Source organism: Bartonella callosciuri (assembly GCF_014203215.1).
Taxonomy (GTDB): domain Bacteria; phylum Pseudomonadota; class Alphaproteobacteria; order Rhizobiales; family Rhizobiaceae; genus Bartonella; species Bartonella callosciuri.
Genome location: NZ_JACHIM010000002.1, coordinates 71,621 through 93,362 on the forward strand (window position 1 = coordinate 71,621; position 21,742 = coordinate 93,362).

Sequence of the window (21,742 nt, forward strand, 5' to 3'; positions counted from 1 at the left end):
AGGCTAAAGCCTTAATTTTCTATTTAAAAAAATTTTTCTTAACACGGTAGTATATGCACATGTATGTCGTAATAATCAAAGAAACGATTTAAAACGATAAAGATAGTTTCTTGTACTTTATTGTGCGAACTAAGGTTGGACGTATGAATGCATCACTGATGTAAGTTATGATATGAAATATCTTTAAAAGACGAAGATAGCGCAATGAAAAGAGTTCACTTCTTTTCATTAATTTGAGAAGATATCTTTTTGGAAGAGATTGTTGTGAGAAAAAACGAATTACGTTGTGAAAATCCGCTTTGGCTTGAATAAGCTCTTGTCAAGGGTGCCTATAGCAAGAAGTTGGCCTTTGTAGACGACACAAACCTCATCTTCATCAATAGGTCCATTGTGATTACAAAGAAGCACGGGATTACCCATCATGACTCGCTGTGCTTGGGATCCGCTAAGGGTATAATGAGAGAGGCAATTCAGTGCAGCACCTGTTTCGGTTAAAAGTGCATCAAGTGTTGAGAAATTTCTTTGGAAAGACGTATCATTTTCATCTGTTACACTTTTATCGAATGCTACCGCTTTTAATTCATCCCATGTGATAAAATCATCTTCACAAAAAGGCGCTACTGCAATACGTCTTAAATCAGCAATATACCCATAACAACCAAGATCACGTCCCATATCGCGTGCTAAGGAGCGCACATAGGTTCCTTTTCCACAGGTTATCTCAAAGATAGAACGCTCTTTAGTCGCAGTTTCTATTAATTTGAAAGTTTCTATTTCTACTTGGCGTGGTGGAATTTCAACAATCTCACCTTCACGTGCGAGATCATAGGCTCGATTACCAGCAATTTTAATTGCCGAAAACTGTGGAGGCGTTTGCAAAATAACGCCTGTATATTGAGGGAGAAGGGCGAGTATTTCTTCTTGTGTTGGACGTTTAAGAGATTTCTTCGTTATTTCACCCTCTAAATCGTCTGTTGAGCGCTCTTCCCCCCAAACGATGTGAAAACGATAAGTTTTTGTGCCTTGCATAACGTAGGGAACGGTTTTGGTTGCTTCCCCCAGGGCAATTGGTAGGAGACCAGAAGCAAGAGGATCAAGCGTACCAGCATGTCCTGCTTTTTGCGCATGAAAAAGCCATTTAATTTGTGCAACAGCTTCTGTTGATCTCATTCCTTTTGGTTTATCAAATATTATCCAGCCAGAAACAGGACGACCTCTTTTTTTGCGTTGCCGTGCCATATTTTTAACTCTCAAATTCATCATTCTGGTGGAGATCGCGTGCTACTTCAGGTGAACGAAGCAGAGCATCAATTTTTGAAAAATTATCAAAACTTTTATCAAGTCGAAAGCGAAGTTCAGGCATATATCTCATTTGTCGCAACGCATGGTTGATTTCCCTACGGATGAAACGACTATGTTTATTGAGGACGGCAACGACATCAACATGAGGCGTATTTTTAAGAGTGCTGAGAGGAGAAACAAAGCAGGTAGCAATTTTTAAATCTGGTGACATGCGTACTTCAGAGATAGAAATCACCATATTTTTCAAGGCATCATCGACTAAAATACCACGCTGTAGTATATGCGCTACTGCGTAGCGCACCTGTTCTCCCACTCTTAGTTGCCGTTGTGATGGTCCTGCATTTTTCATCGAAGTTTTATCCCTATTACCATTACTCCCTCTTCTAACTCTCTTAAAAGATTAAGAAAGAAGGGAAGCATAGCGTATAAATCCAATAGCTTTTCTTATTTCACTATAGAATAAAGCTATTGGATTATTTATAATGTGCGATTAATATGTTCGATGTGAAAGGTTTCAATGATGTCTCCTGCGCGTATGTCTTCATAGTTTTCGAATGCTATTCCACATTCTTGACCACTTTGTACTTCACTGACTTCATCCTTGAAGCGTTTGAGTGTTTTAAGCTTTCCTTCATGTATGACAATATTATCACGGATAAGGCGAACACCCGCTCCTCGTTCTATTTTACCTTCTGTAACACGACACCCAGCAACTTTTCCGATTTTTGTAATGTTAAAGACTTCTAAAATTTCAGCGTTACCAAGGAAAGTCTCACGCTGCTCTGGTGAAAGTAATCCTGACATGGCAGCTTTGATATCGTCAACAAGATCGTAGATGATGTTATAATAACGAATTTCAATTCCTTGTGTTTTTGCAAAATCACGCGCTTGTTTATTAGCGCGCACATTAAAGCCAATTACTGCTGAGTTAGAAGCTTCAGCAAGAGAAATATCACTTTCAGTGATACCTCCAGCCCCAGCATGTACAATGCGTGCACGAACTTCTTCATTCCCTAATTTTTCCAAAGCCGAAACGATTGCTTCAATTGATCCTTGCACATCTCCCTTAATAATAAGAGGAAATTCTTTAACGCCAGTAGTTTGTAATTTGGTCATCATCTGTTCAAGAGAGCCACGTGAACCAGTTTGCCGCGCTACAGCTTTATCATGCGCTAATCGTTGGCGATATTCGGCAATTTCCCGAGCTTTTGCTTCATGTGTGACAACAGCAAAACGGTCACCAGCTTGCGGTGTTCCTTGCATACCTAAAATTTCAATGGGTGTAGAGGGAATTGCTTCTTTGACATGACGACCATGGTCATCAATTAAAGCGCGCACTCGTCCCCATTCATTGCCCGCAACAATAATATCAGAAGGATGTAATGTACCTTTTTGAACAAGAACTGTCGCAACAGACCCACGTCCTCGATCCAGTTTTGCTTCAATAACAACGCCTTCTGCTGTTCGTTCAGGATCTGCTTTCAGATCAAGAATTTCAGCTTGAAGGAGAATAGCTTCGAGAAGTTTATCAAGGTTTTGTCCAGTTTTAGCAGAAACTTCGACTTCCAAAGTTTCTCCACCCATAGTTTCAACAAATACTTCATGTTGTAAAAGCTCTGTACGCACTTTTTGTGCATCAGCAGCCGGTTTATCAATTTTATTGATAGCAACAATAATGGGCACGCCAGCATCTTTGGCATGATTAATTGATTCAATCGTTTGTGGCATGACACTATCATCAGCGGCTACGACAAGAACGGCAATATCCGTAACACGAGCTCCCCGAGCACGCATAGCTGTGAAGGCAGCATGTCCAGGTGTATCAATAAAGGTAATCTTTTGACCGTTTTGCTCGACTTGATAAGCACCAATATGCTGTGTAATACCTCCAGCTTCACCAGAAACAACATTTGCTTTTCGAATAGCATCGAGAAGAGAAGTTTTTCCATGGTCGACATGGCCCATAATTGTTACAACGGGTGGACGCTGCTGCATTTTTTGAGGGTTATCAGCTATATTAAAGATGCCTTCTTCGATGTCAGATTCTAAGACGCGTTTAACAGTATGACCAAATTCAAAGGCAATGAGTTCAGCAACATCTGCATCAATAATATCGCCGGGTTTCATCATTTGTCCCTGTTTCATCAGAAATTTAATCACATCAACAGAGCGTTCAGTCATCCGTTGTGCGAGTTCTTGAATAGTAATAGTTTCAGGAAGCACAACTTCGCGAGAAATTTTTTCCCTTGGCTCTTGGTTTTGTGCACGTTTAAATTTTTCTTGCCTGCGGCGCATTGCAGCCATTGAGCGCCCACGTGCACTCCCTTCTTCGTCTAGAGCGCTGCTGAGGGTTAATTTTCCACGGCGCCGTTCGTCAGCACCTTTTACAACTTTTGGTGCACGCACTTCTGATTTAGCAGGGTTAGCGCGTCGGCTAGGCCGATCGTCTTCTTCTTTATTTTCGTCTACTTTGCGTTTTTCAATTACAATTGTATTTTTAGGCGTGATAGGGATATCTATCGGTTCTATTGGGGAGTGGGCAGGGGGAAGTGGTGGAGTCTGTACTGGTTGCTTTTCTTCTTCTTGGTGTTTTTCTGTTTCTTGAATTGACTGCCGCAAGCTTTCTTCAAGTTCTTTTGCGCGTCTTGCTTTTTCTTCGGTTTGTTCACGCGTTATTTTTTCTTGGATATGTGCTTCTTCTAACGCACGGATTCTCGCTTCCATTTCAGCGGAAGAAAGGTTGCTTTTAGCGATAGGTTTGCTTGGCTTTGTTTCTTCGAATTGTGGTTTAGAGCGCTGGGAAGCCACATGTGGTCTCGTAATTGACTGTTGTATTTCAGCTTTTTCATCGGGTCGCGTAATTTTTCGCCGTTTAGTTTCGACAACCACAGCCTTTGTACGGCCATGGCTAAAGTTTTGTTTGACCGTGCTTGTTTCCAGGACTGACCGCTTTAAGGTTAGTGTCCTCTTGACTGTTGTTTTGTCGTTATTATTTTCACTCATTGTACTTCCTTCACGGCTTGAGCCGTCATCTCATCAGGCTTGCTCTGTTTGTCACCACGATAGACGACTAGTTTGTATATCGTTTTGAAAAATCCTTCAGCAGCTTTGATGTCCAATAAGGCCGCATGCATTACAGGATTAGCGCCAAAAGCCACCTGCATTTCATTACTTGTAAATAAAGACAGGATTTTTATATCTCTATTTGTTTGCTGTTGTATTGTGTGGATAGCTTGTGCAATTTTCCGTTTCCCATCTTCTGTAGCTTCTTTGGCATGAAGTACAAGAATGACTTGATCAGAGCGTATAGCTGCATCAACTTTTGTTGCCCCCATAACAATGGCACCTGCTTTTCGTGCCATAGAAAGGCTTGAAAGCGCAGCTTTTAGCAACAATTTATCAACAATGTGTGCAAGATTTGGCGCCACTTCAACATCTGTTTTAAAACTTTTGTTAAAAGCTTTCTGTTTGATTGCTGTTTCAATGGCAGAGCAACGAGCAGAGATCCAAACACCACGTCCAGGTAAATTAGATTTAAGATCAGGAACAATTTGATTATTGGGACCAATAACAAAACGGATCAGCGTTTCTGCTGAAGCATTTTTTCTTGTCACAATGCATGTCCGTTCATTCATTTAAAGTGTATCCACATTCACATTATCTGTTTTTTCATCTTCTACAGAATTTTCACTTTCTACAGGATTTTCTGTAACAAGATCAGCTTGGTCTATCCAGCCTGCTTGCACACGTGCGGCTAAAACCATAGCTTCTGCATCAGCACGTGTAATATCAAATGGGGTCAGGATACCAGAAAAGTTTTGTATTTGATCTTCTTTACGTTCTCTCCAGCCAGCCAAATCGTCGACTGCATAGCCCGCAAAGTCTTCCATTGTTTTTACACCATCTTCACCAATAGCAACCAACATAGCACTTGTCATTCCAGGAAGTGTTCGCAGTTCGTCGCAAACACCAAGTTTTTTGCGCTTTTCATCAAGTTCTTTTTCTTTATGTTCGAGATATTCACGCGCACGGTTTTGGATCTCGGCAGCAGTCTCATGATCAAAACCATCAATAGAAGCGATTTCTTCGAGATCAATATAGGCGATTTCCTCAATAGAAGAAAATCCTTCTGATGCCATAACCTGTCCGATCATTTCATCAACATCTAAGGATTCCATAAACAATTTAGTGCGTTCAGCAAATTCTTTCTGACGGTTTTCAGATTCTTCCTGTTCTGTTAAGATATCAATATTCCATCCTGTTAATTGTGAGGCTAAACGAACATTTTGTCCACGCCGACCAATGGCAAGACTGAGTTGGTCATCAGGCACAATGACTTCAATGCGTTCTGCATCTTCATCGAGAACAACTTTGGAAACTTCGGCGGGTTGCAGTGCATTGACGATAAATGTTGCAGCATCAGGGGACCAAGGAATAATATCAATTTTTTCGCCTTGTAGTTCTGCAACGACAGCTTGAACACGGCTTCCCCGCATCCCAACACATGCTCCAACAGGATCAATGGAACCATCACGTGAGACAACAGCAATTTTAGCACGTGAACCTGGATCACGGGCAACAGATTTAATTTCTATAATACCATCATAGATTTCTGGAACTTCCATGGTAAAAAGTTTTACCATAAATTGAGGATGTGTGCGTGAAAGGAAAATTTGTGGACCGCGCGTTTCACGATGCACATTATTAACAAAAGCACGAATACGATCTCCATAGCGGAAGGATTCACGTGGAATTAATTCATCACGACGCACGATAGCTTCGCCACGTCCTAGATCAACGATAACATTGCCATATTCCACCCGTTTTACTGTACCAGAAATAATTTCACCAATTTTATTTTTAAATTCTTCATATTGCTGGTCACGTTCTGCATCGCGGACCTTTTGTACAATGACCTGTTTAGCAGATTGTGCCGCGATACGTCCAAAGTCCATAGGAGGTAAAAGATCAGCAAAAAAATCACCAATTTTTGCATCTGCTTGGCGTTTAAGTGCATCGGATAAAGTGATCTCACTTGTATAATCTTCAACAACATCAACAATTTTAAGCAGGCGTTGTAATTTAATTTCACCCGTTTTAGAATTAATTTCAGCACGGATATTGGTTTCCTGACCATAACGAGAACGCGCCGCTTTTTGAATAGCATCGGCCATAGCAGAAATGACAATTTCACGATCAATTGATTTTTCACGTGCAACAGCATCTGCAATTTGCAGAATTTCAAGCCTGTTAGCGCTTGTAGCCATCAATTTTCTCCTTCTTTGTGCCACACGATAGGCATTTTCCCAGTAATATTAATTCTTGTAATCTGACGTCTGTTTTGAAACGTTAGGATTATCTTCTGGAATGAATTGTTGACTTAATTTTTTATTTTTTTTCAATGCGTCACAAATAAGTTCATCGGTAAGTACCAAATGCGCATTTGTGATATCACAAAAGGGGATAGAGGTATACATAGCTTCTCCATAAGCGGCTTTATCAGTGTTTAAAGTAAATCCATCCTGTGTGATATCTTTAAGTATTCCACGAAATTTTTTGCGTCCATCAATTGTTGTTTTAGTTTCAATTTTTGCAATATGCCCTTGCCAGTGAAAAAAGTCAGACTTTCTTACCAGTGGGCGATCAATTCCAGGAGATGAAATTTCTAAATGATATTTGCGTTCAATAACATTTTGCACATCAAGAAGGGGGGAAACAGTCCGACTAACAGTTTCACAATCTTCTACGGTCATAGAGCCATCAGCGCGTTCAGCCATAATCTGCAGTGTTAAACCATTTAAACCAAGAAGTTTTACGCGAACCAAACGAAACCCTAAAGGTCTAAGCAATGGTATGACAAGAGCAGCAACACGTGCTTCGATGCCATCTTCTTCAAACAGACGCGGTTCGTTAAGATCATTTATTTTTCCAGCTTCATTCATACACTTTACCTAAATCATTTTCATCAGCTTTATGACATTAAAAAAGAGCGGGTCCAGAAGCCCACTCTCCATCATAAGACCAAGAATTACGTTATTGATACTCTTAAATTCAAAATTTTTCAAGTTGTTTATCAGAAGAACATTTCATCATTTATCTCTTGATAAAGGTAAGATAAGCCGGTGTTCGTCCTTCACGTAGAGCTTTTGCTTCATAGCGGGTTCCTATCCATATCGGATAAGGTTTTTTCCAGTCCTCAGGATTTTCGGCTTCCCACTCAAAGCTACCATGCTGTGCACAATGATAAAGAGTCCAGTTTACGTAACTACCTATATCGCTAGCAAAGCGGAGCTTTTTCCCTGTTTTAAGAATGCGAGCAAAACGGTTAAGATTTTCTATGTTGATGAAGCGCCTTTTCCAATGTTTCTTTTTGGGCCATGGATCAGGATAGAAAATGTCTATTCCATCAAGTGATGCACTGGGAAGCCAATCAAGGAGGTGTGTGGCATCATCATCATAAAGGCGAAGATGATTTTGATACTGTTTATGTTGTTCTAGAGAAAGTAAAATTTTTGCCATACCATTGATAAAAGGCTCTATGCCAATAAAACCAGTTTGCGGAAAATGTTTCATTTCATGAAGCAAATGTTCACCTCCCCCAAAGCCAATTTCAATCCGGACTTCTCTTACTTTACTGGGAAATAAAGTTGTTAAATCTAAGGGTGGAAGGGTATTTAAATCAATGTTAAGAGTTGGAAGAAGTGTTTTTATACGTGAAAGCTGATTGCTGCGTAGCCGCTTTCCTTGTCGGCGACTAAAAAAGGCTCTACGCGTACGTGTATTATGGTCAATCATGGCAAATTAATTATTGTTTGAAGTGTTTTAATGAGATCAATTTTTTCCCATGAAAAAGAACCATCATCTTTGGGTTTGCGTCCAAAATGACCATAAGCAGCTGTTTTTGCATAAATCGGTTTGTTGAGATCTAAATGTTTTCGGATGCCAGTCGGTGAAAGGTCCATTATTTTGCGAATGGCTGTTTCAAGATTTTTTTCATCGACTTTTCCTGTTCCATGGAGATTAAGATAAATGGATAAGGGTTGTGCAATACCAATTGCATAGGAAAGTTGAATGGTACATCGTTCCGCTAAACCAGCAGCAACAATATTCTTAGCTAGATAGCGTGCAGCATAAGCTGCAGAACGATCAACTTTTGTTGTATCTTTGCCTGAAAAAGCGCCTCCACCATGGGGTGCTGCGCCTCCATAAGTGTCAACGATAATTTTGCGCCCTGTTAATCCCGCATCGCTTTGAGGACCACCGATGACAAATTTCCCTGTTGGATTAATATACCAACTGCATTGATCAGAAATGGGAATATCATGTAAAGCCTGACGAATATAAGGCTCAACTACTGTACGTACTTTATTCGAATCCCAGTTTTCATCTAAATGTTGTGTTGAAAGAACGATAGACGTTACCTCTATAGGTTTTCCATTTTTATACCGTATCGTTATTTGGCTTTTAGCATCTGGTCCTAATTTTCCAGCTTCTCCTTCCTTTTTATGGCGGGCTGCAGCAAGAAGTTTGAGAACTTTATGCGCATAATAAATTGGTGCAGGCATGAAGTCGGATGTTTCGTTGCAAGCATATCCAAACATAATGCCTTGATCCCCTGCTCCTTCTTCACCATGCCGATCCTTAGCGTTATCAACTCCACGTGCAATATCTATTGATTGAGGGCGTAAAAGAACATCAATTTTAACAGTCTTCCAATGAAAGCCTGCTTGTTCATAACCAATTGCACGAATAGCACGACGTGCTACTGCACGAAAACGAGTAGGATTAATAATTGGAATGCCAGTTTCATCACAGATAAATTCTTTATTTTTATTTCTTTTTAACAGTGTATCAGGAACACGCAACTCACCGGCTATAACGACACGGTTTACACTGACTAAAGTTTCACAAGCAATTCGTACTAACCATGGATCCGTACCAGTTTTTTGAGCTTCTTTGTAAATCATATCAACAATTTCATCGGAAATACGATCACAAATTTTGTCGGGATGACCTTCCGATACCGATTCACTTGTAAAAAAATAATCTTGATGCGGCATAGGAACTCCTGCAAAAAAGAAAACCAATAGTTTATTAACTGTCTATTAAAGTCACTCCTCTTTGCCAATCCCATAGCAAATCGTCAGTGCTAATTTATAAAGTGAATGAGAGAAAGTGTAGTTTTATTTATAGCTTGTTTGTCATATCTTCTTCAGAGAGTGCTTTTGCCAAGTCAATGATTTTTCGACGCACTCTAGCATCAGATATATTAGTAAAAGCACGCATGAGCTGGATTCCCTCACTGCTAGAGCAAAAATCCATAAAATCATTGTCGCTTTCAGCAAAGCCTTCTACATGGTTTGTATTAATGCCTTTGTCAAAAAAATAAGAAACGGGAACATCCATAATTTCTGCAATTGCTTGAAGACGACTCGCACCAATACGGTTTGTACCTTTTTCATATTTTTGAACTTGTTGGAAAGTGATACCCAATTTTTCCCCCAATTTTTCTTGGGTCAGTCCTAAAATATTACGACGTAAACGGATACGGGCTCCGACATAGATATCTATAGGGTCGGGTTTTTTTCTAGTCTCGGTCATAATGTAACTCTTTATTTCCAGCACTTTACTGCCAAACCAACATAAAATTTATATAAGGTTTGTTTATCATATAATTAAGAGAATATTTAATACTTTTTCCCAATATTACTGGCCTGCATAATGTAACACCGTACATGGGCATTTGATCATTTAAGCTGTTTTGTAGAACCAAAACTGATGCGGCACAATAGCATAAGAATAAATAAGATGAAAGTAGAGAAAGTTCTGTATTCATTGCTTCCTATAGAAGTAGCAGGTAACGGAATCGGCGCATCAATAATGCCAACAGCATTTTGCTGGAGAGCTACAACGATTCGTCCATAAGAATCAATAACAGCAGATATTCCATTATTGGCTGCTCGTATGAGGGGGATTCCCAGTTCAACAGCACGAAGCTGTGCTTGTTGAAGATGTTGGTAGGGGCCTGGCGTTACGCCAAACCATGCATCATTAGTAACATTAAGGATGGCTTGAGGAGGAGGACCTTTAAAAGCCATTTCATTGGGAAATATTGCTTCATAACAAATCAGAGGGAGATAAGAAAATCCATTTGGCATCGTGACAATTTTGCGCACACTTGCAGCGCTATATCCACCAATATTATTAGTAAGGATATGCAATCCAATTTTTTCCAATAAACTTCGATAAGGAAGATATTCACCAAAAGGGACCAGATGAAGTTTATCAGAGGTATTTAAAATATTACCTTTATTGTTAATGACTGCAATCGTATTAAAATAGTGCATTTGTGTATCAAGGGGATCGTTACTCGCACGTATAGCACCAATAATAGCCCATTGTTTAGGTTGTAGAAGAGAAGCAATGCGCATTGTGGTAATAGAGTTATCATCGAGAAGGTAAGGAATGGATGCTTCCGGCCATACGATAAAGTCAGGTTCTGGATTGTGAGCCGCTTTTGGTGTTGCACTCAAGCGCATATGCGCTGCAAATATAGCTTCTTGTGTCGCATGACTCCATTTTATGTTTTGCTGGATAGAAGGTTGAACAATACGTACCCAATAATTGCTTTTTTTCTGATCTGCTGTATTGGGTATGGTACTAAGGCGGTAAAATCCAAAGCCGCTATGGAGCAATATAAGTGATAAACAAAGAGAAAGCGCTGTTTTCTTTTTCTCATTTGTTAATAAAACAGCTGGTAAACTGTAGACTAGGACAGTAAGAATATTCATTCCCTGAAGGCCTATGATTGCATCGGACTGCATGAGCATTGGCGTTGGCATCGCTGTATAGCCAAGAGCATTCCATGGAAAACCTGTAAATAAAAGTGCGCGCAACCACTCTGCCAATCCTAGCGCAAAGGCCAGAACAAAGAAGCGTGCAATCCCTTTTATCCACAATAAACCAACAATAAAACCAGCAAAAAACCAATAAAGAGAAAGGTAAAGGGGAGGGCCAAGAATGGCAAATGGCACTGCCCAACCAAAAGCAACTGGATCTGTGAACAAAGCATTACACAACCACCAAAGGCCACAAATAAAATAACTGAAGCCAAAGGTTCCACAGCTTAGAGCGTAGGTTAGATAGCGCTTTCTACTGTTTTGGATAGTACGGATTGAGTCAAGTAAAACAACAAAGATAGGAAAAGTTAAGAAGCAAAGGGGGGTTAAATAAAAGGGTGGAAGCGCAAGAGATGTAAAAGCACCACATAGAAACACACACATTTGTCGTTTCCAGCCAGTAGCAGAAAACAAGAAAAGTGTGAAATTTTTTAAAAATGTTTGTCTATTCTTTGGGGATGGCATTATTTTCAAAATTTTTATTTTCTGGAATACGAAAAATGCGCAACCGCTTAATCCGACGTTTATCAGCTTCTAAAATACGAAACTGATAACCAGGTACAGCTTCAACCACTTCACCTTTTGCTGGAATGCGGTCAAGAATAGAGACAATCAAACCACCAATGGTATCGACGTCATCACCATATTCACCTACAACAAAATCAGGACCAAGAGCTTTTTCAACATCCTCTAGTTCGGTTTTGGCGTCAACAAGCCATTTATTATTGGGTTCACGTACAATAGCATTGTCAACATTATCATGTTCATCTTCAATATCACCAACGATCAGTTCGACAATATCTTCCATTGAAACTAAACCATCTGTACCGCCATGTTCATCAATAACTAAAGCCATTTGTGTTCGTGTGGTTTGCATACGTGTTAATAGTTTGCTTGCCAGCATGGAACTAGGAACGAACAGGACTGTTCGAATCAGATCTAATTCACCGATTGGAGTGTGTAAATGCGTATGGTTTAACTGGAGCGAATCAGATTTCTGCTCGGTTTGGGCTGAGTTGATAATAAAGCGCGTTATATAATTAAGGATATCACGGATATGGATCATTCCACGTGGATCATCTAAGATTTCAGCATAAACAGGTACGCGAGAATGTCCAATTTTTGCAAAGCATTTAAGAGCATCACCAAGAGGGGTGTTTATCTCTAATGCTTTTATTTCAGAACGTGGAATCATAACATCATCAACGCGTGCTTCATGCAAGTGTAGAAGATTATGCAGCATAGTACGTTCTTCAGGTGAAAAGAAGGCTGTGTCTTTTTCATGATCCGTAGTAAGTGCAACAGTACGATCATCACGCCGTGATGTAGAATTACGTCTACGTAAAAATGAAAGCAAGTGGTTCATCAGCGAGTATTTTTCTGTATGATTCGCCTGTTGAGAGGGATGGTCTTCAATATCAGAAGATGTTTGACTATTATTTTGTATATTTGTTTTATTTGCCATGATTTTGAAATCTTCTAAACTCTTTTTATAATAGAGGCATAAGATATTTTAAACTGTATGATGGGATATTGATTTAAAAAGTTAATTTTTATCATTTTAAGATAATTCAGCATAGGGATCTTTTATGAAAAGCTTTTGAAGAATTTCTCTTTCGAGCTTTTCCATATGATGCGCTTCCTCATCTGTTTCATGGTTGTATCCAAGGAGATGGAGGGTACCATGGACAATCATATGCGTTAAGTGATCTTGAAATATTTTTCCTTCTTTCTTTGCTTCAAGTACAACAGTTTCTCGTGCAATAATGATATCACCAAGCATGGGTCCAGGAGGATCTCCAGCGTTAATTGGAAAAGCAGGAAAGGATAATACATTAGTGGGTTTGTTTTTACCACGCCATTGTGCATTAATCTGTGCCATATGTTTATCATCCGTAAAAAGTAGGCTGATTTCACTTACAATATTTTCTAATGAAATATGATGCATTGTCGTTGTTAATGCTTTTTCTGTAATATTATAAAGCATTTTTTCATCATTCCATCCAGCGTTCTCAACAATTATATCAATAATAATCATAACGAAACAAATTCATTTCTTTGATGCACTGCATGAGAGTAGCATTTCTTTGTTCTGTGCTTTAGAAGCACTGTCATAAGCACGGACGATAGCGGCAACAAGGGGATGGCGTACAACATCTTTTTCATCAAAACGAACAATTGCAATATTTTCTACATTTGAAAGAATATCTATTGCTTCGATTAAACCCGATTTTTGCCCTGCAGGCAAATCAATTTGGCCTATGTCACCTGTGACAATCATGCGTGTTCCTTCCCCAAGGCGTGTGAGAAACATTTTCATTTGCATGGGCGTGGTGTTTTGCGCCTCATCAAGAATAACAGCTGCATGGGCAAGTGTTCGTCCGCGCATGAAAGCAAGAGGAGCAATTTCTATAACACCAGAGGCTAAAATGCGCTCTACTTTTTCGATTGGCATCATATCATAAAGGGCATCATAAAGTGGACGTAAATATGGATCGACTTTTTCTTTGAGATCACCGGGAAGAAAGCCAAGATGTTCTCCAGCTTCAACGGCTGGACGTGAGAGGATAATTCGTTCAATGATACCACGTTCGAGAAGCATTACAGCATGAGCAACAGCAAGATATGTTTTGCCTGTTCCTGCTGGCCCTACACCAAAAACAAGTTCGCTATGTTCCATTGCACGTATATAAGTATTTTGTGTTAGGGTTCGGGCATGGATTATTTTTTTATGCGTACTCAACCGTGCTGGTTGTTTTGTTTCAGCCTGGGTTTTTGTTGGCAGTTCTTGCTGTTCTTGTGGGAAATCTGCCATGGCAATCGCTCCTTCTATATCCGATAAAGTGAGCTCTTGATGTATTTTTGCGTGTTCATAAAGCTGTTGTAATACGTATTGTGCGTGCCTTGTGGCAAGACTTTTTCCACGAATTAGAACTTCATTACCGCGTGGATGAATACTAATCCCGAATTTTCGTTCAATATAAGCAAGGTTTTCGTCGAACTTACCAAATACTGTTTTCGCATACATGTTGTTTTCAAAAATTAAAACAACATAATTAACATCTGATGCGTTTACTTTTTTCAAGATACGAGTATTCTCAGAACAAGTACTTATTTTCCCTTTACTGCGTTTTACTTTTCTGGTTGAACCTTTCAACCCATTCTCCCAAGTATTGCATACTTTTTTGAATAAACTTTATAAAAAACAATCACTCTTTCATAGAGTATAAACTTTAGATGTAATCATTTTCTTTGAAAATAAAAGATCTTTCTAAAATCTCTGTTATGAACAAGACATGTTTATACATTTGCCATTTGACCGACAAAACTGTTTGAACTTGCATTTTTAAGATGAATTGCCACAACGGTACCCGTAGAGGCTTCTGTATCTACCACAACAGGTAAAAGCCATGGCGAACGACCTACCATTTGTCCCGAGTGACGTCCAGCTTTTTCGATGAGAACATCCGTTGTTTGACCAATTTTAGAGCGCAAAAATGCATTTTGCTGTTCAAGGAGAAGGATTTGTAAATGTTGAAGTCGGGCATCTTTTACAGTTTCATCAACGTGATTCTTCATTGTTGCACCAACTGTTCCGGGGCGGGGTGAATACTTGAAAGAATAGGCTGAACTGTATTGCACTTGTTTAATAAGTTTAATGGTTTCTTCAAAGTCTTCATCTGTTTCTCCTGGAAATCCTACAATAAAATCGCCTGAAAAAGCAATATCGGGTCGTGCGGTACGAATTTTTTCGATAAGACGGAGATAATGAACGCTTTTGTGTTGGCGGTTCATCGCTTTTAAAATACGATCCGAACCCGATTGGACAGGAAGATGAAGGTAAGGCATCAATATGTCAAGATCTCGGTGTGCGGCAATAAGACTATCATCCATATCACGCGGGTGGCTAGTTGTGTAACGTAGACGCTTTAAACCATCCAGTTTAGCGAGATGATAGAGAAGATCACCAAGACGCCAAGTTTTACCATTAGCACTTTGTCCGTGCCAACCATTTACATTTTGTCCAAGGAGCGTGATTTCTTTGACACCAGCTTCAATGAGTTGGCGGGCTTCTTCGGTAATTTGTTCGATGGATCGCGATATTTCGGCACCCCGTGTGTAAGGAACAACACAAAAAGTGCAAAATTTATCACAGCCTTCCTGTACTGTTAAAAATGCACTAACACCACGTTTTCTTACAGCACGTTTATTATGAGGTGGTAAATGAGCAAATTTATCTTCAACAGCATAGTCCGTTTCGATAACTTTTTTTCCCTGTTTAGCTTTTTCTAACAAATCTGGTAAGCGGTGATACATTTGTGGACCAATGACAAGATCCACTGTTGGAGCACGGCGTAAAATTTCACTTCCCTCAGCTTGTGCAACACAACCAGTCACCCCGATCATCAGGGGCTTATCAGGTGCTCGTTCTTGACGCATTACGCGCAAACGACCAAGGTCAGAGTAAAGTTTTTCTGCTGCTTTTTCACGAATATGACAAGTATTAACAAGAATAAGATCGGCGTCATTTGGTGTTTGTGTCGTAACATAACCTTGTGAACTAAGACTATCAGTCATTCGTTGACTATCATAAACATTCATTTGACATCCATAGGTTTTGATAAAAACCTTTTTAGGAGGAACAGGAGGCATGTTTTTAGGATTTACTTTATTCATAGCGCATGTCTAAATGTTTTTTATGAAAATCTCAATCTGTTTGCTTAAAAGTTTTTTGCATAATGATTGCATCTCCCCGATTGTTTTTTTCTTGGTAATAGGCAAGGCGTTTAGAAATTTTTTGAAATTCAAAACGTTGATAAAGGTTCAAAGCAGAAATATTTGTTTCTTCTACCTCTAGAAAAAGTTTTATAGCGCGTTCACGGTGAAGATGTCGAAATGTACTATCGATAAGTAAGGTGCCAATTCCTTTTCGACGGAAATGAGGGTGAACAGCAATTGTGATAATTTCTGCTTCATCAAAAATGAGGCGGCATAGACAAAAGCCTAAAATTTGATCAGGTCGACCAATAAGAGAGGCTTTGTATCCGAATATAGAGTGATCTGTTAAGAAATTATCAAAAGCTTGTTTTCCCCAAGCAGGAACAAAACAAAGTTGATGAATTTTATGAAGAGAAAAACTATCATCAGCTTGTAGCGGGGCAATCCAAAAATGCTTTTTTATCAATGAAAATTTAGACATTATTTTTTCGTGGTAAAGCAAAACCGGTTTGTTGTTTTGCATCAGCATTGCGTAAATAGAGTGGGCGGGGTGAATCTTGTGTTTTTTTGTTTGCAGCAAGATGAGCATAGCTTACAATATCAGCTGCCTTGCAAAGAATTTGGTTTCGGATGATTTTTTTGTTTATCTTATTGTTTTTAATGTGCAGTGCAATGATATCAGCTGCTGGACCAGTTAGCCTGGTTTGTTGCGGTAAATCTTCGATAATATTTTCAATTTTTTTTAATCCCGGTACTCCCAGAGGTGTGAGGTCTTCTTTGAAGTTTTGGTGGTAAAACATGTCTCTTCCAGCTTCAATGACAACGGCGATGGTTGATACAGCGTTTTTATTGGTTGTTGTTTGTGCTGCTAATGCTTCAAGTGTACTTACTCCAACAGCCGGTATTTCGAGTGCTAGTGCTAAAGCGCGTGCTGTTGAAACCCCTACACGCACACCAGTGAATGATCCTGGTCCAATATTGACAGCAATACGATCAACTTGGTCCAGAGTGATATTGGCTTGGCTCGTTATTTGTGCAATGTATCCAATAAGTTTCTCAGCATGCCCTTTGTGCATGGGTTCGCTGATACGCGCAACGACAGATTTATGACGAATGAGTGCAACGGCACAATGAATTGAAGCAGTGTCTATGGCAAGAATAAGCATAAAAATATTTTAATTGAATAATATGATAAACAAAAGGTCTTCTGTATTTTTTAGTTTTTTACTTTGTTGAGATATTTTGCAACATTTTAAGAAGATTTCTAGTACCAATACATAACAATACCTTTTTATTGAATACAGTAAGTTTGTTTGATTTTCATTGTATTCTTTTGCCATACATATCGTGAGTAAAAGCAATTTGAAAGGAAGGAATCTTGAAGTCACATTTATTTTTCCCAATAAGAGCATATTCTGTAAAGCTTTTATAAAAAATTGATTTTGATTAGAACAGATAAAATAAGAAAACGGGATAGTTTTTTCTGTTACTATGCTGCTCAGTTGCAAATAATTGTGTTCTGAAAAAACAATTGAACAATCAGTTTAACAGTTTTCTACTAATATCAAACTATATCCGATCTTTTATATAAAATGATAGGAAAATTTTTGGAGTTCTAATCTGGTTTGATAAAAGAGTTTCTCCAATATTAGCAAGCTCTTAGGGCGATTATACGCTACGTTAAAAAAGCAAAAATATTTGAGAACGCATATTTCAAAATGTTATATGATTTAAATCATTTAATTGTATCATAATAAGGCTACAAATACCAAGAATGATTATCGAGAAAGTTGAAGCCAAAATGACGCGCCATCCTGCTTTTTTTAATGAGCGGATATCGACACCTAAACCTAATGCTGCCATTGAAATAACAGTGAACAACTGAGTCATAAATTTAATGGGGTTGAGAGCTGCTTCAGGGATAAGATTGCTTGAGCGGATAAGCATCACAAGAATAAAACCAGGGATAAACCATGGGATGAGGGTGTGTAAACGAAAGCGTGTTTGTGCTGATCGATGATAGATGATTGAGAGAATAAAAATCACAGGACCTAACATTAAAACCCGCACCAATTTGACAATGGTTGCAATTTGAACACTTGCAAAAGAAACAGATGCTGTTGCTGCAAAAACCTGTGGTACAGCATAAACAACCATGCCGGCGAGCACACCATACTGGCTAAATGATAAATTCAAAAGTGGATGGAAAAAGGGGAGGAACAGGATAATTAAAACCCCTAAAAGAGCGGTAAAAGCAATTGATGCTGCAACTTCTTCATGCTTGGCATTGATACTAGGCGCTGTTGCGACGATCGCTGAATTTCCACAAATGGCATTACCACAAGCGACCAACATTGCTAAACGTGTAGAAAGCCCAAGAAGCCGTCCGATAGAAAAACTGATAAGAATAGTTATGAATATAACGAATACGATGCTCGCAAGCAAATTCCAACCAGCTGAAAGAACTGAATGGATGCTAATGCTTGCTCCTAAAAGAACAATAGCCACTTCAAGAAGTGTTTTTGCACAGAAGGTTATACCTTTTTGAAAGTATTTTGGTAGATTAAAACAACTACGAATCATAGATCCTAAGAGGATTGCCAAAACAAGACTTTCAAGCCACGCTTCTGCAAAAAGCTGTTTTTCTATGATTTCTAAACCATAGGCTAAGACAGATATAAGAAGACAGGCCAAGATCCCAGGACCAAAATCATTTAAGAGAAAGAGCTTTTTCTTGTGCATTTTGTATATTCCCCACATAAAAAACGATATTAGAGAACAAAGAAATAACAGGGAATAAAAGATAATTTTAAAGATTGGTTCTTGCTTGTAAGGCGGCTGCTAAGGTTCCATCATCAAGATAATCCAATTCTCCTCCTACTGGTACTCCATGGGCAAGCCGGGTAATTTTAACTGAAAAATGAGAGAGTTGGTCAGTGATATAGTGAGCTGTTGTCTGCCCTTCAACTGTAGCATTAACAGCTAAAATAATTTCTGTAATTGGATTTTGTACAACCCGCTGTATTAAGGGAGCTATGTTAAGTTCATCAGGACCTATCCCATCTAAGGGAGAGAGTCGTCCACCCAATATATGATAACGTGCTGCTAAAGTTTTTACGCGTTCAAGAGCCCACAGATCAGCAATATCCTCAACAACAATAATTATTGTATCATCGCGACGGGGATCTGTACAAATTGAACAAGGATTAGTTGTATCTACATTTCCACAAACAGAACAAATACAGACTTTGTTTACAGCTGCTTGTATTGCTGCTCCTAAAGGTTCCAACAATGTCTCTTTTTTTTTGATAAGTTGAAGTGCAGCACGACGAGCCGAACGTGGACCAAGACCAGGTATCCGCGCTAAAAGCTGAATGAGACGCTCAATTTCAGGTCCTGCAATACATTTAGACATATCTTATCCCCACGGGATTCAATAAAACTGAGCTCATTAAAATGGAAGTTTAAAACCTGATGGAAGTGGTAAGCCTTTTGCCACACTTTTAGTTTTTTCTTCTATAGCGACTTCAATTTTTGTTCTGGCTTCATTATAGGCTGCCATAATAAGATCCTCAAGAATTTCAATTTCCTCAGGTTTGAGTAATGAAGGATCAATTTGAATCGCCGTTATGATATTTTTGCCATTTAAGGTGACATTGACAAGACCACCACCTGCAGTGCCAACAGCTTGCAGACTAGATATTTCCTCTTGAATTTGCTGCATTTTTTCTTGCATTTCTTTAGCTTTTTTCATCATGTTCATCATGTTACGCATAGAAATAGGTGTCCTTATTCATCATTGATATCATTTTCATTTTTAAAAGCATCAGCATTTTTAAAGCTATTAGGGAGTAAATCAAGATCGTTTTCTTGTTTATTCAGGCGAATATCGACAATTTTTGCTTCTGGGAAATGGTTAAGTATTTTTGCGATATCAGGATCTGCTTGTGCATTGGAAAAAAGAGTTTTTTGAACAGCTACACTTTCCTCTTGTAGGGTTGGTCCTCCTCCTTCATTGACAAAAGTTATAGTCCAGCGTTTTTCAGTCCATTGGAAAAGCATTTTTTCTATATCACGAGCGAGTGAACGTGGCGCATCTTCAGAGAGTCTCAAGGTGATATGTCCTGGTTTAAAAGAAACAGGATGAACAAATTCTTTAACAAGGAGTTTGAAAGGAATCTCATTATGTTGTTCGGCTAATTTAACAATATCGTGCAAGGAATTGATAATGATAGTTTGTGATCTGACAATTTCCGCTGCTGCTTTCGTGGAGGAGTGTGATAAATTTGTAATATTCTCAGAAAGTTTAATAGATTGAGAAATTTCAAAAGCTTCTGTTATTTCAGTGGCTTTATGGCTTTCAAGAGTTTGAAATTTAGCTGAATCTTTTTGTTGTAAGGAATGGGCTAATTGGCTTTCCAAGGGTGTTTTTAAATCTGACTGATTGTTGAATGGCTCTGAAGCATCTGACAAAGAATGGGCATATGCAGTGGTTTCTTTTGTTTTTTTATTTGTATTTATGGATTCTTGATGAGAAGAATCTGGGATGATAGTAAGAGGTGTTTTTTCTTTGATAAGCTTTTTCAAAGCTTCATCAAGCGTTGGCAGATCAGCAGTGTGTGCAAGGCGAATGAGTAACATTTCGGCAGCTTGAAGTGGATGCGCGGTTTGACTCACTTCCTGTAAGCCTTTGAGTAACATTTGCCAGGTTCGGGATAAAACAGGTATGGAAAGTTTTTGTGAAAAATCTAAGCTTCTCAAACGTTCATCTTCAGTAAATGAGAGATCTTCGGCTATCTCTGGAGTAAAACGTAGACGTGTAACCAGATGATTGAAATCAGCTAATTCTGTCAATATAGCGAGAGGATCAGCACCTGCATCATATTGGCTGCGTAGTTCACTCAATGCATTTACAACGTTGCCTTTCATGATAAATTCAAAGAGATCAATAATACGTGCTTGATCAGCTAATCCTAACATTGCGCGCATGGTAACGGCGCTGACCTTGCCATCACTATGAGCAATCGCTTGATCAAAAATGGACAATGCATCACGTACAGAGCCTTCTGCAGCACGGGAAATCATGGAAAGCGCTTGATCTTCCACTTCTATATTTTCATGTTTAGCAATTTTGCGTAAATGAGCGATCAAAATTGTTGATTCAATACGCCGTAAATCAAAACGTTGGCAACGTGAAAGGATCGTAATAGGAACTTTGCGAATTTCTGTCGTTGCAAAAATAAACTTTACATGTGGTGGTGGTTCTTCAAGTGTTTTTAATAAGCCATTAAATGCTTGCGTTGAGAGCATATGTACTTCATCAATAATATAAACTTTATAGCGTGCTGAAACAGGACGATAACGTATTTGTTCAATAATTTCACGAATATCATCAATACCCGTATGCGAAGCCGCGTCCATTTCTATAACATCGATATGGCGTCCTTCAATGATTTGTGTGCAATGCTCACCAAGTGTTTTCAAGATGGTTGTTGGTTGGTCAATATCTTTTGTTTTGTAATTGAGTGCACGTGCCAAAATACGCGCTGTTGTGGTTTTACCGACTCCACGAATTCCTGTTAGCATCCATGCTTGTGCAATGCGCCCTTTTTCGAAAGCATTCGTGAGGGTACGCACCATTATCTCTTGACCAATAAGGTCAGAGAAATTTTGAGGTCGATATTTGCGAGCAAGAACACGATAGGTCGTTTCTTCTGGCATATTTTCCATCAATGATTCCAAATTTGAGGCTTCTTTATGCGTATATTTTGATAACATAAAAGGACAAGTTAATATCCCAGTCTAATATAAAAGGATTTTTT

General features: G+C 38.9%; 19 protein-coding genes and 1 pseudogene. All 20 read right to left on the reverse strand.

What is annotated here, in order from left to right; genetic code table 11:
• Window positions 1-279: 279 nt before the first annotated feature.
• Window positions 280-1,239: a tRNA pseudouridine(55) synthase TruB gene (truB, locus tag HNQ69_RS02255; RefSeq protein WP_183228473.1), complete on the reverse strand. Its 960-nt coding sequence runs from the start codon at window positions 1,237-1,239 to the stop codon at window positions 280-282.
• Between the two features lie 4 nt (window positions 1,240-1,243).
• Window positions 1,244-1,654: pseudogene (gene rbfA, locus HNQ69_RS02260) on the reverse strand (30S ribosome-binding factor RbfA); the annotation flags it as partial.
• A 125-nt stretch (window positions 1,655-1,779) separates the two neighbouring features.
• Window positions 1,780-4,305, reverse strand: coding sequence for a translation initiation factor IF-2 (gene infB / locus HNQ69_RS02265; protein WP_183228475.1), 2,526 nt, complete (start codon window positions 4,303-4,305; stop codon window positions 1,780-1,782).
• Window positions 4,302-4,937 (reverse strand): RNA-binding protein, encoded by a 636-nt coding sequence (locus HNQ69_RS02270; RefSeq protein ID WP_183228476.1) that lies wholly within the window; start codon window positions 4,935-4,937, stop codon window positions 4,302-4,304. Before HNQ69_RS02270 ends, infB begins: the two co-directional genes overlap by 4 nt.
• Window positions 4,938-6,569 carry a transcription termination factor NusA gene (nusA, locus tag HNQ69_RS02275; RefSeq protein WP_183228477.1) on the reverse strand — a complete coding sequence of 544 codons (1,632 nt, stop codon included), beginning with the start codon at window positions 6,567-6,569 and terminating at the stop codon, window positions 4,938-4,940.
• A gap of 48 nt (window positions 6,570-6,617) precedes the next feature.
• Window positions 6,618-7,244, reverse strand: coding sequence for a ribosome maturation factor RimP (gene rimP, locus HNQ69_RS02280; protein ID WP_183228478.1), 627 nt, complete (start codon window positions 7,242-7,244; stop codon window positions 6,618-6,620).
• 151 nt (window positions 7,245-7,395) lie between these two features.
• Window positions 7,396-8,097, reverse strand: a complete 702-nt coding sequence (locus HNQ69_RS02285) for a tRNA (guanine(46)-N(7))-methyltransferase TrmB (protein WP_183228479.1) — start codon at window positions 8,095-8,097, stop codon at window positions 7,396-7,398.
• Complete coding sequence (gene metK, locus HNQ69_RS02290) at window positions 8,094-9,362, reverse strand: methionine adenosyltransferase (RefSeq protein ID WP_183228480.1); 1,269 nt, start codon at window positions 9,360-9,362, stop codon at window positions 8,094-8,096. Before metK ends, HNQ69_RS02285 begins: the two co-directional genes overlap by 4 nt.
• Before the next feature lie 127 nt (window positions 9,363-9,489).
• Window positions 9,490-9,903: a helix-turn-helix domain-containing protein gene (locus HNQ69_RS02295; protein ID WP_183228481.1), complete on the reverse strand. Its 414-nt coding sequence runs from the start codon at window positions 9,901-9,903 to the stop codon at window positions 9,490-9,492.
• A 146-nt stretch (window positions 9,904-10,049) separates the two neighbouring features.
• Window positions 10,050-11,666 (reverse strand): apolipoprotein N-acyltransferase, encoded by a 1,617-nt coding sequence (gene lnt / locus HNQ69_RS02300; protein ID WP_183228687.1) that lies wholly within the window; start codon window positions 11,664-11,666, stop codon window positions 10,050-10,052.
• Window positions 11,647-12,666 (reverse strand): hemolysin family protein, encoded by a 1,020-nt coding sequence (locus HNQ69_RS02305; RefSeq protein WP_183228482.1) that lies wholly within the window; start codon window positions 12,664-12,666, stop codon window positions 11,647-11,649. The genes lnt and HNQ69_RS02305 overlap by 20 nt, the downstream gene beginning before the upstream one ends.
• A gap of 96 nt (window positions 12,667-12,762) precedes the next feature.
• On the reverse strand, window positions 12,763-13,239 hold the full coding sequence (gene ybeY / locus HNQ69_RS02310; protein ID WP_183228483.1) for an rRNA maturation RNase YbeY: 477 nt from the start codon (window positions 13,237-13,239) through the stop codon (window positions 12,763-12,765).
• A gap of 12 nt (window positions 13,240-13,251) precedes the next feature.
• Window positions 13,252-14,358 (reverse strand): PhoH family protein, encoded by a 1,107-nt coding sequence (locus HNQ69_RS02315; protein ID WP_183228484.1) that lies wholly within the window; start codon window positions 14,356-14,358, stop codon window positions 13,252-13,254.
• Between the two features lie 143 nt (window positions 14,359-14,501).
• A complete protein-coding gene (gene miaB / locus HNQ69_RS02320; protein WP_183228485.1) occupies window positions 14,502-15,878 on the reverse strand; it encodes a tRNA (N6-isopentenyl adenosine(37)-C2)-methylthiotransferase MiaB in 1,377 nt (458 codons plus the stop codon).
• Window positions 15,879-15,909: 31 nt separating this feature from the next.
• On the reverse strand, window positions 15,910-16,401 hold the full coding sequence (gene rimI, locus HNQ69_RS02325) for a ribosomal protein S18-alanine N-acetyltransferase (protein WP_183228486.1): 492 nt from the start codon (window positions 16,399-16,401) through the stop codon (window positions 15,910-15,912).
• Window positions 16,394-17,086, reverse strand: a complete 693-nt coding sequence (tsaB, locus tag HNQ69_RS02330; RefSeq protein WP_183228487.1) for a tRNA (adenosine(37)-N6)-threonylcarbamoyltransferase complex dimerization subunit type 1 TsaB — start codon at window positions 17,084-17,086, stop codon at window positions 16,394-16,396. Before tsaB ends, rimI begins: the two co-directional genes overlap by 8 nt.
• A 547-nt stretch (window positions 17,087-17,633) precedes the next feature.
• A complete protein-coding gene (locus HNQ69_RS02335; protein ID WP_183228488.1) occupies window positions 17,634-18,662 on the reverse strand; it encodes a YeiH family protein in 1,029 nt (342 codons plus the stop codon).
• 67 nt (window positions 18,663-18,729) lie between these two features.
• The gene (gene recR / locus HNQ69_RS02340) at window positions 18,730-19,335 is read right to left on the reverse strand and encodes a recombination mediator RecR (RefSeq protein WP_183228489.1); all 606 of its coding nucleotides are present in this window, start codon (window positions 19,333-19,335) and stop codon (window positions 18,730-18,732) included.
• Window positions 19,336-19,371: 36 nt separating this feature from the next.
• Complete coding sequence (locus HNQ69_RS02345; protein WP_183228490.1) at window positions 19,372-19,695, reverse strand: YbaB/EbfC family nucleoid-associated protein; 324 nt, start codon at window positions 19,693-19,695, stop codon at window positions 19,372-19,374.
• Window positions 19,696-19,709: 14 nt separating this feature from the next.
• Entirely contained in the window at window positions 19,710-21,650 is a 1,941-nt protein-coding gene (locus HNQ69_RS02350) for a DNA polymerase III subunit gamma/tau (protein WP_246348459.1), read from the reverse strand.
• Window positions 21,651-21,742: the final 92 nt, after the last annotated feature.

Coding starts and splice junctions, on each gene's coding strand:
- truB (WP_183228473.1), bottom strand. CDS start 1,239: ATGGCACGGCAACGCAAAAAAAGAGGTCGTCCTGTTTCTGGCTGGATA.
- HNQ69_RS02335 (WP_183228488.1), bottom strand. CDS start 18,662: ATGCACAAGAAAAAGCTCTTTCTCTTAAATGATTTTGGTCCTGGGATC.
- nusA (WP_183228477.1), bottom strand. CDS start 6,569: ATGGCTACAAGCGCTAACAGGCTTGAAATTCTGCAAATTGCAGATGCT.
- tsaB (WP_183228487.1), bottom strand. CDS start 17,086: ATGCTTATTCTTGCCATAGACACTGCTTCAATTCATTGTGCCGTTGCA.
- metK (WP_183228480.1), bottom strand. CDS start 9,362: ATGCCGCATCAAGATTATTTTTTTACAAGTGAATCGGTATCGGAAGGT.
- miaB (WP_183228485.1), bottom strand. CDS start 15,878: ATGAATAAAGTAAATCCTAAAAACATGCCTCCTGTTCCTCCTAAAAAG.
- rimP (WP_183228478.1), bottom strand. CDS start 7,244: ATGAATGAAGCTGGAAAAATAAATGATCTTAACGAACCGCGTCTGTTT.
- infB (WP_183228475.1), bottom strand. CDS start 4,305: ATGAGTGAAAATAATAACGACAAAACAACAGTCAAGAGGACACTAACC.
- HNQ69_RS02350 (WP_246348459.1), bottom strand. CDS start 21,650: ATGGAAAATATGCCAGAAGAAACGACCTATCGTGTTCTTGCTCGCAAA.
- HNQ69_RS02285 (WP_183228479.1), bottom strand. CDS start 8,097: ATGATTGACCATAATACACGTACGCGTAGAGCCTTTTTTAGTCGCCGA.
- HNQ69_RS02305 (WP_183228482.1), bottom strand. CDS start 12,666: ATGGCAAATAAAACAAATATACAAAATAATAGTCAAACATCTTCTGAT.
- HNQ69_RS02270 (WP_183228476.1), bottom strand. CDS start 4,937: ATGAATGAACGGACATGCATTGTGACAAGAAAAAATGCTTCAGCAGAA.
- ybeY (WP_183228483.1), bottom strand. CDS start 13,239: ATGATTATTATTGATATAATTGTTGAGAACGCTGGATGGAATGATGAA.
- recR (WP_183228489.1), bottom strand. CDS start 19,335: ATGTCTAAATGTATTGCAGGACCTGAAATTGAGCGTCTCATTCAGCTT.
- rimI (WP_183228486.1), bottom strand. CDS start 16,401: ATGTCTAAATTTTCATTGATAAAAAAGCATTTTTGGATTGCCCCGCTA.
- HNQ69_RS02295 (WP_183228481.1), bottom strand. CDS start 9,903: ATGACCGAGACTAGAAAAAAACCCGACCCTATAGATATCTATGTCGGA.
- HNQ69_RS02345 (WP_183228490.1), bottom strand. CDS start 19,695: ATGCGTAACATGATGAACATGATGAAAAAAGCTAAAGAAATGCAAGAA.
- lnt (WP_183228687.1), bottom strand. CDS start 11,666: ATGCCATCCCCAAAGAATAGACAAACATTTTTAAAAAATTTCACACTT.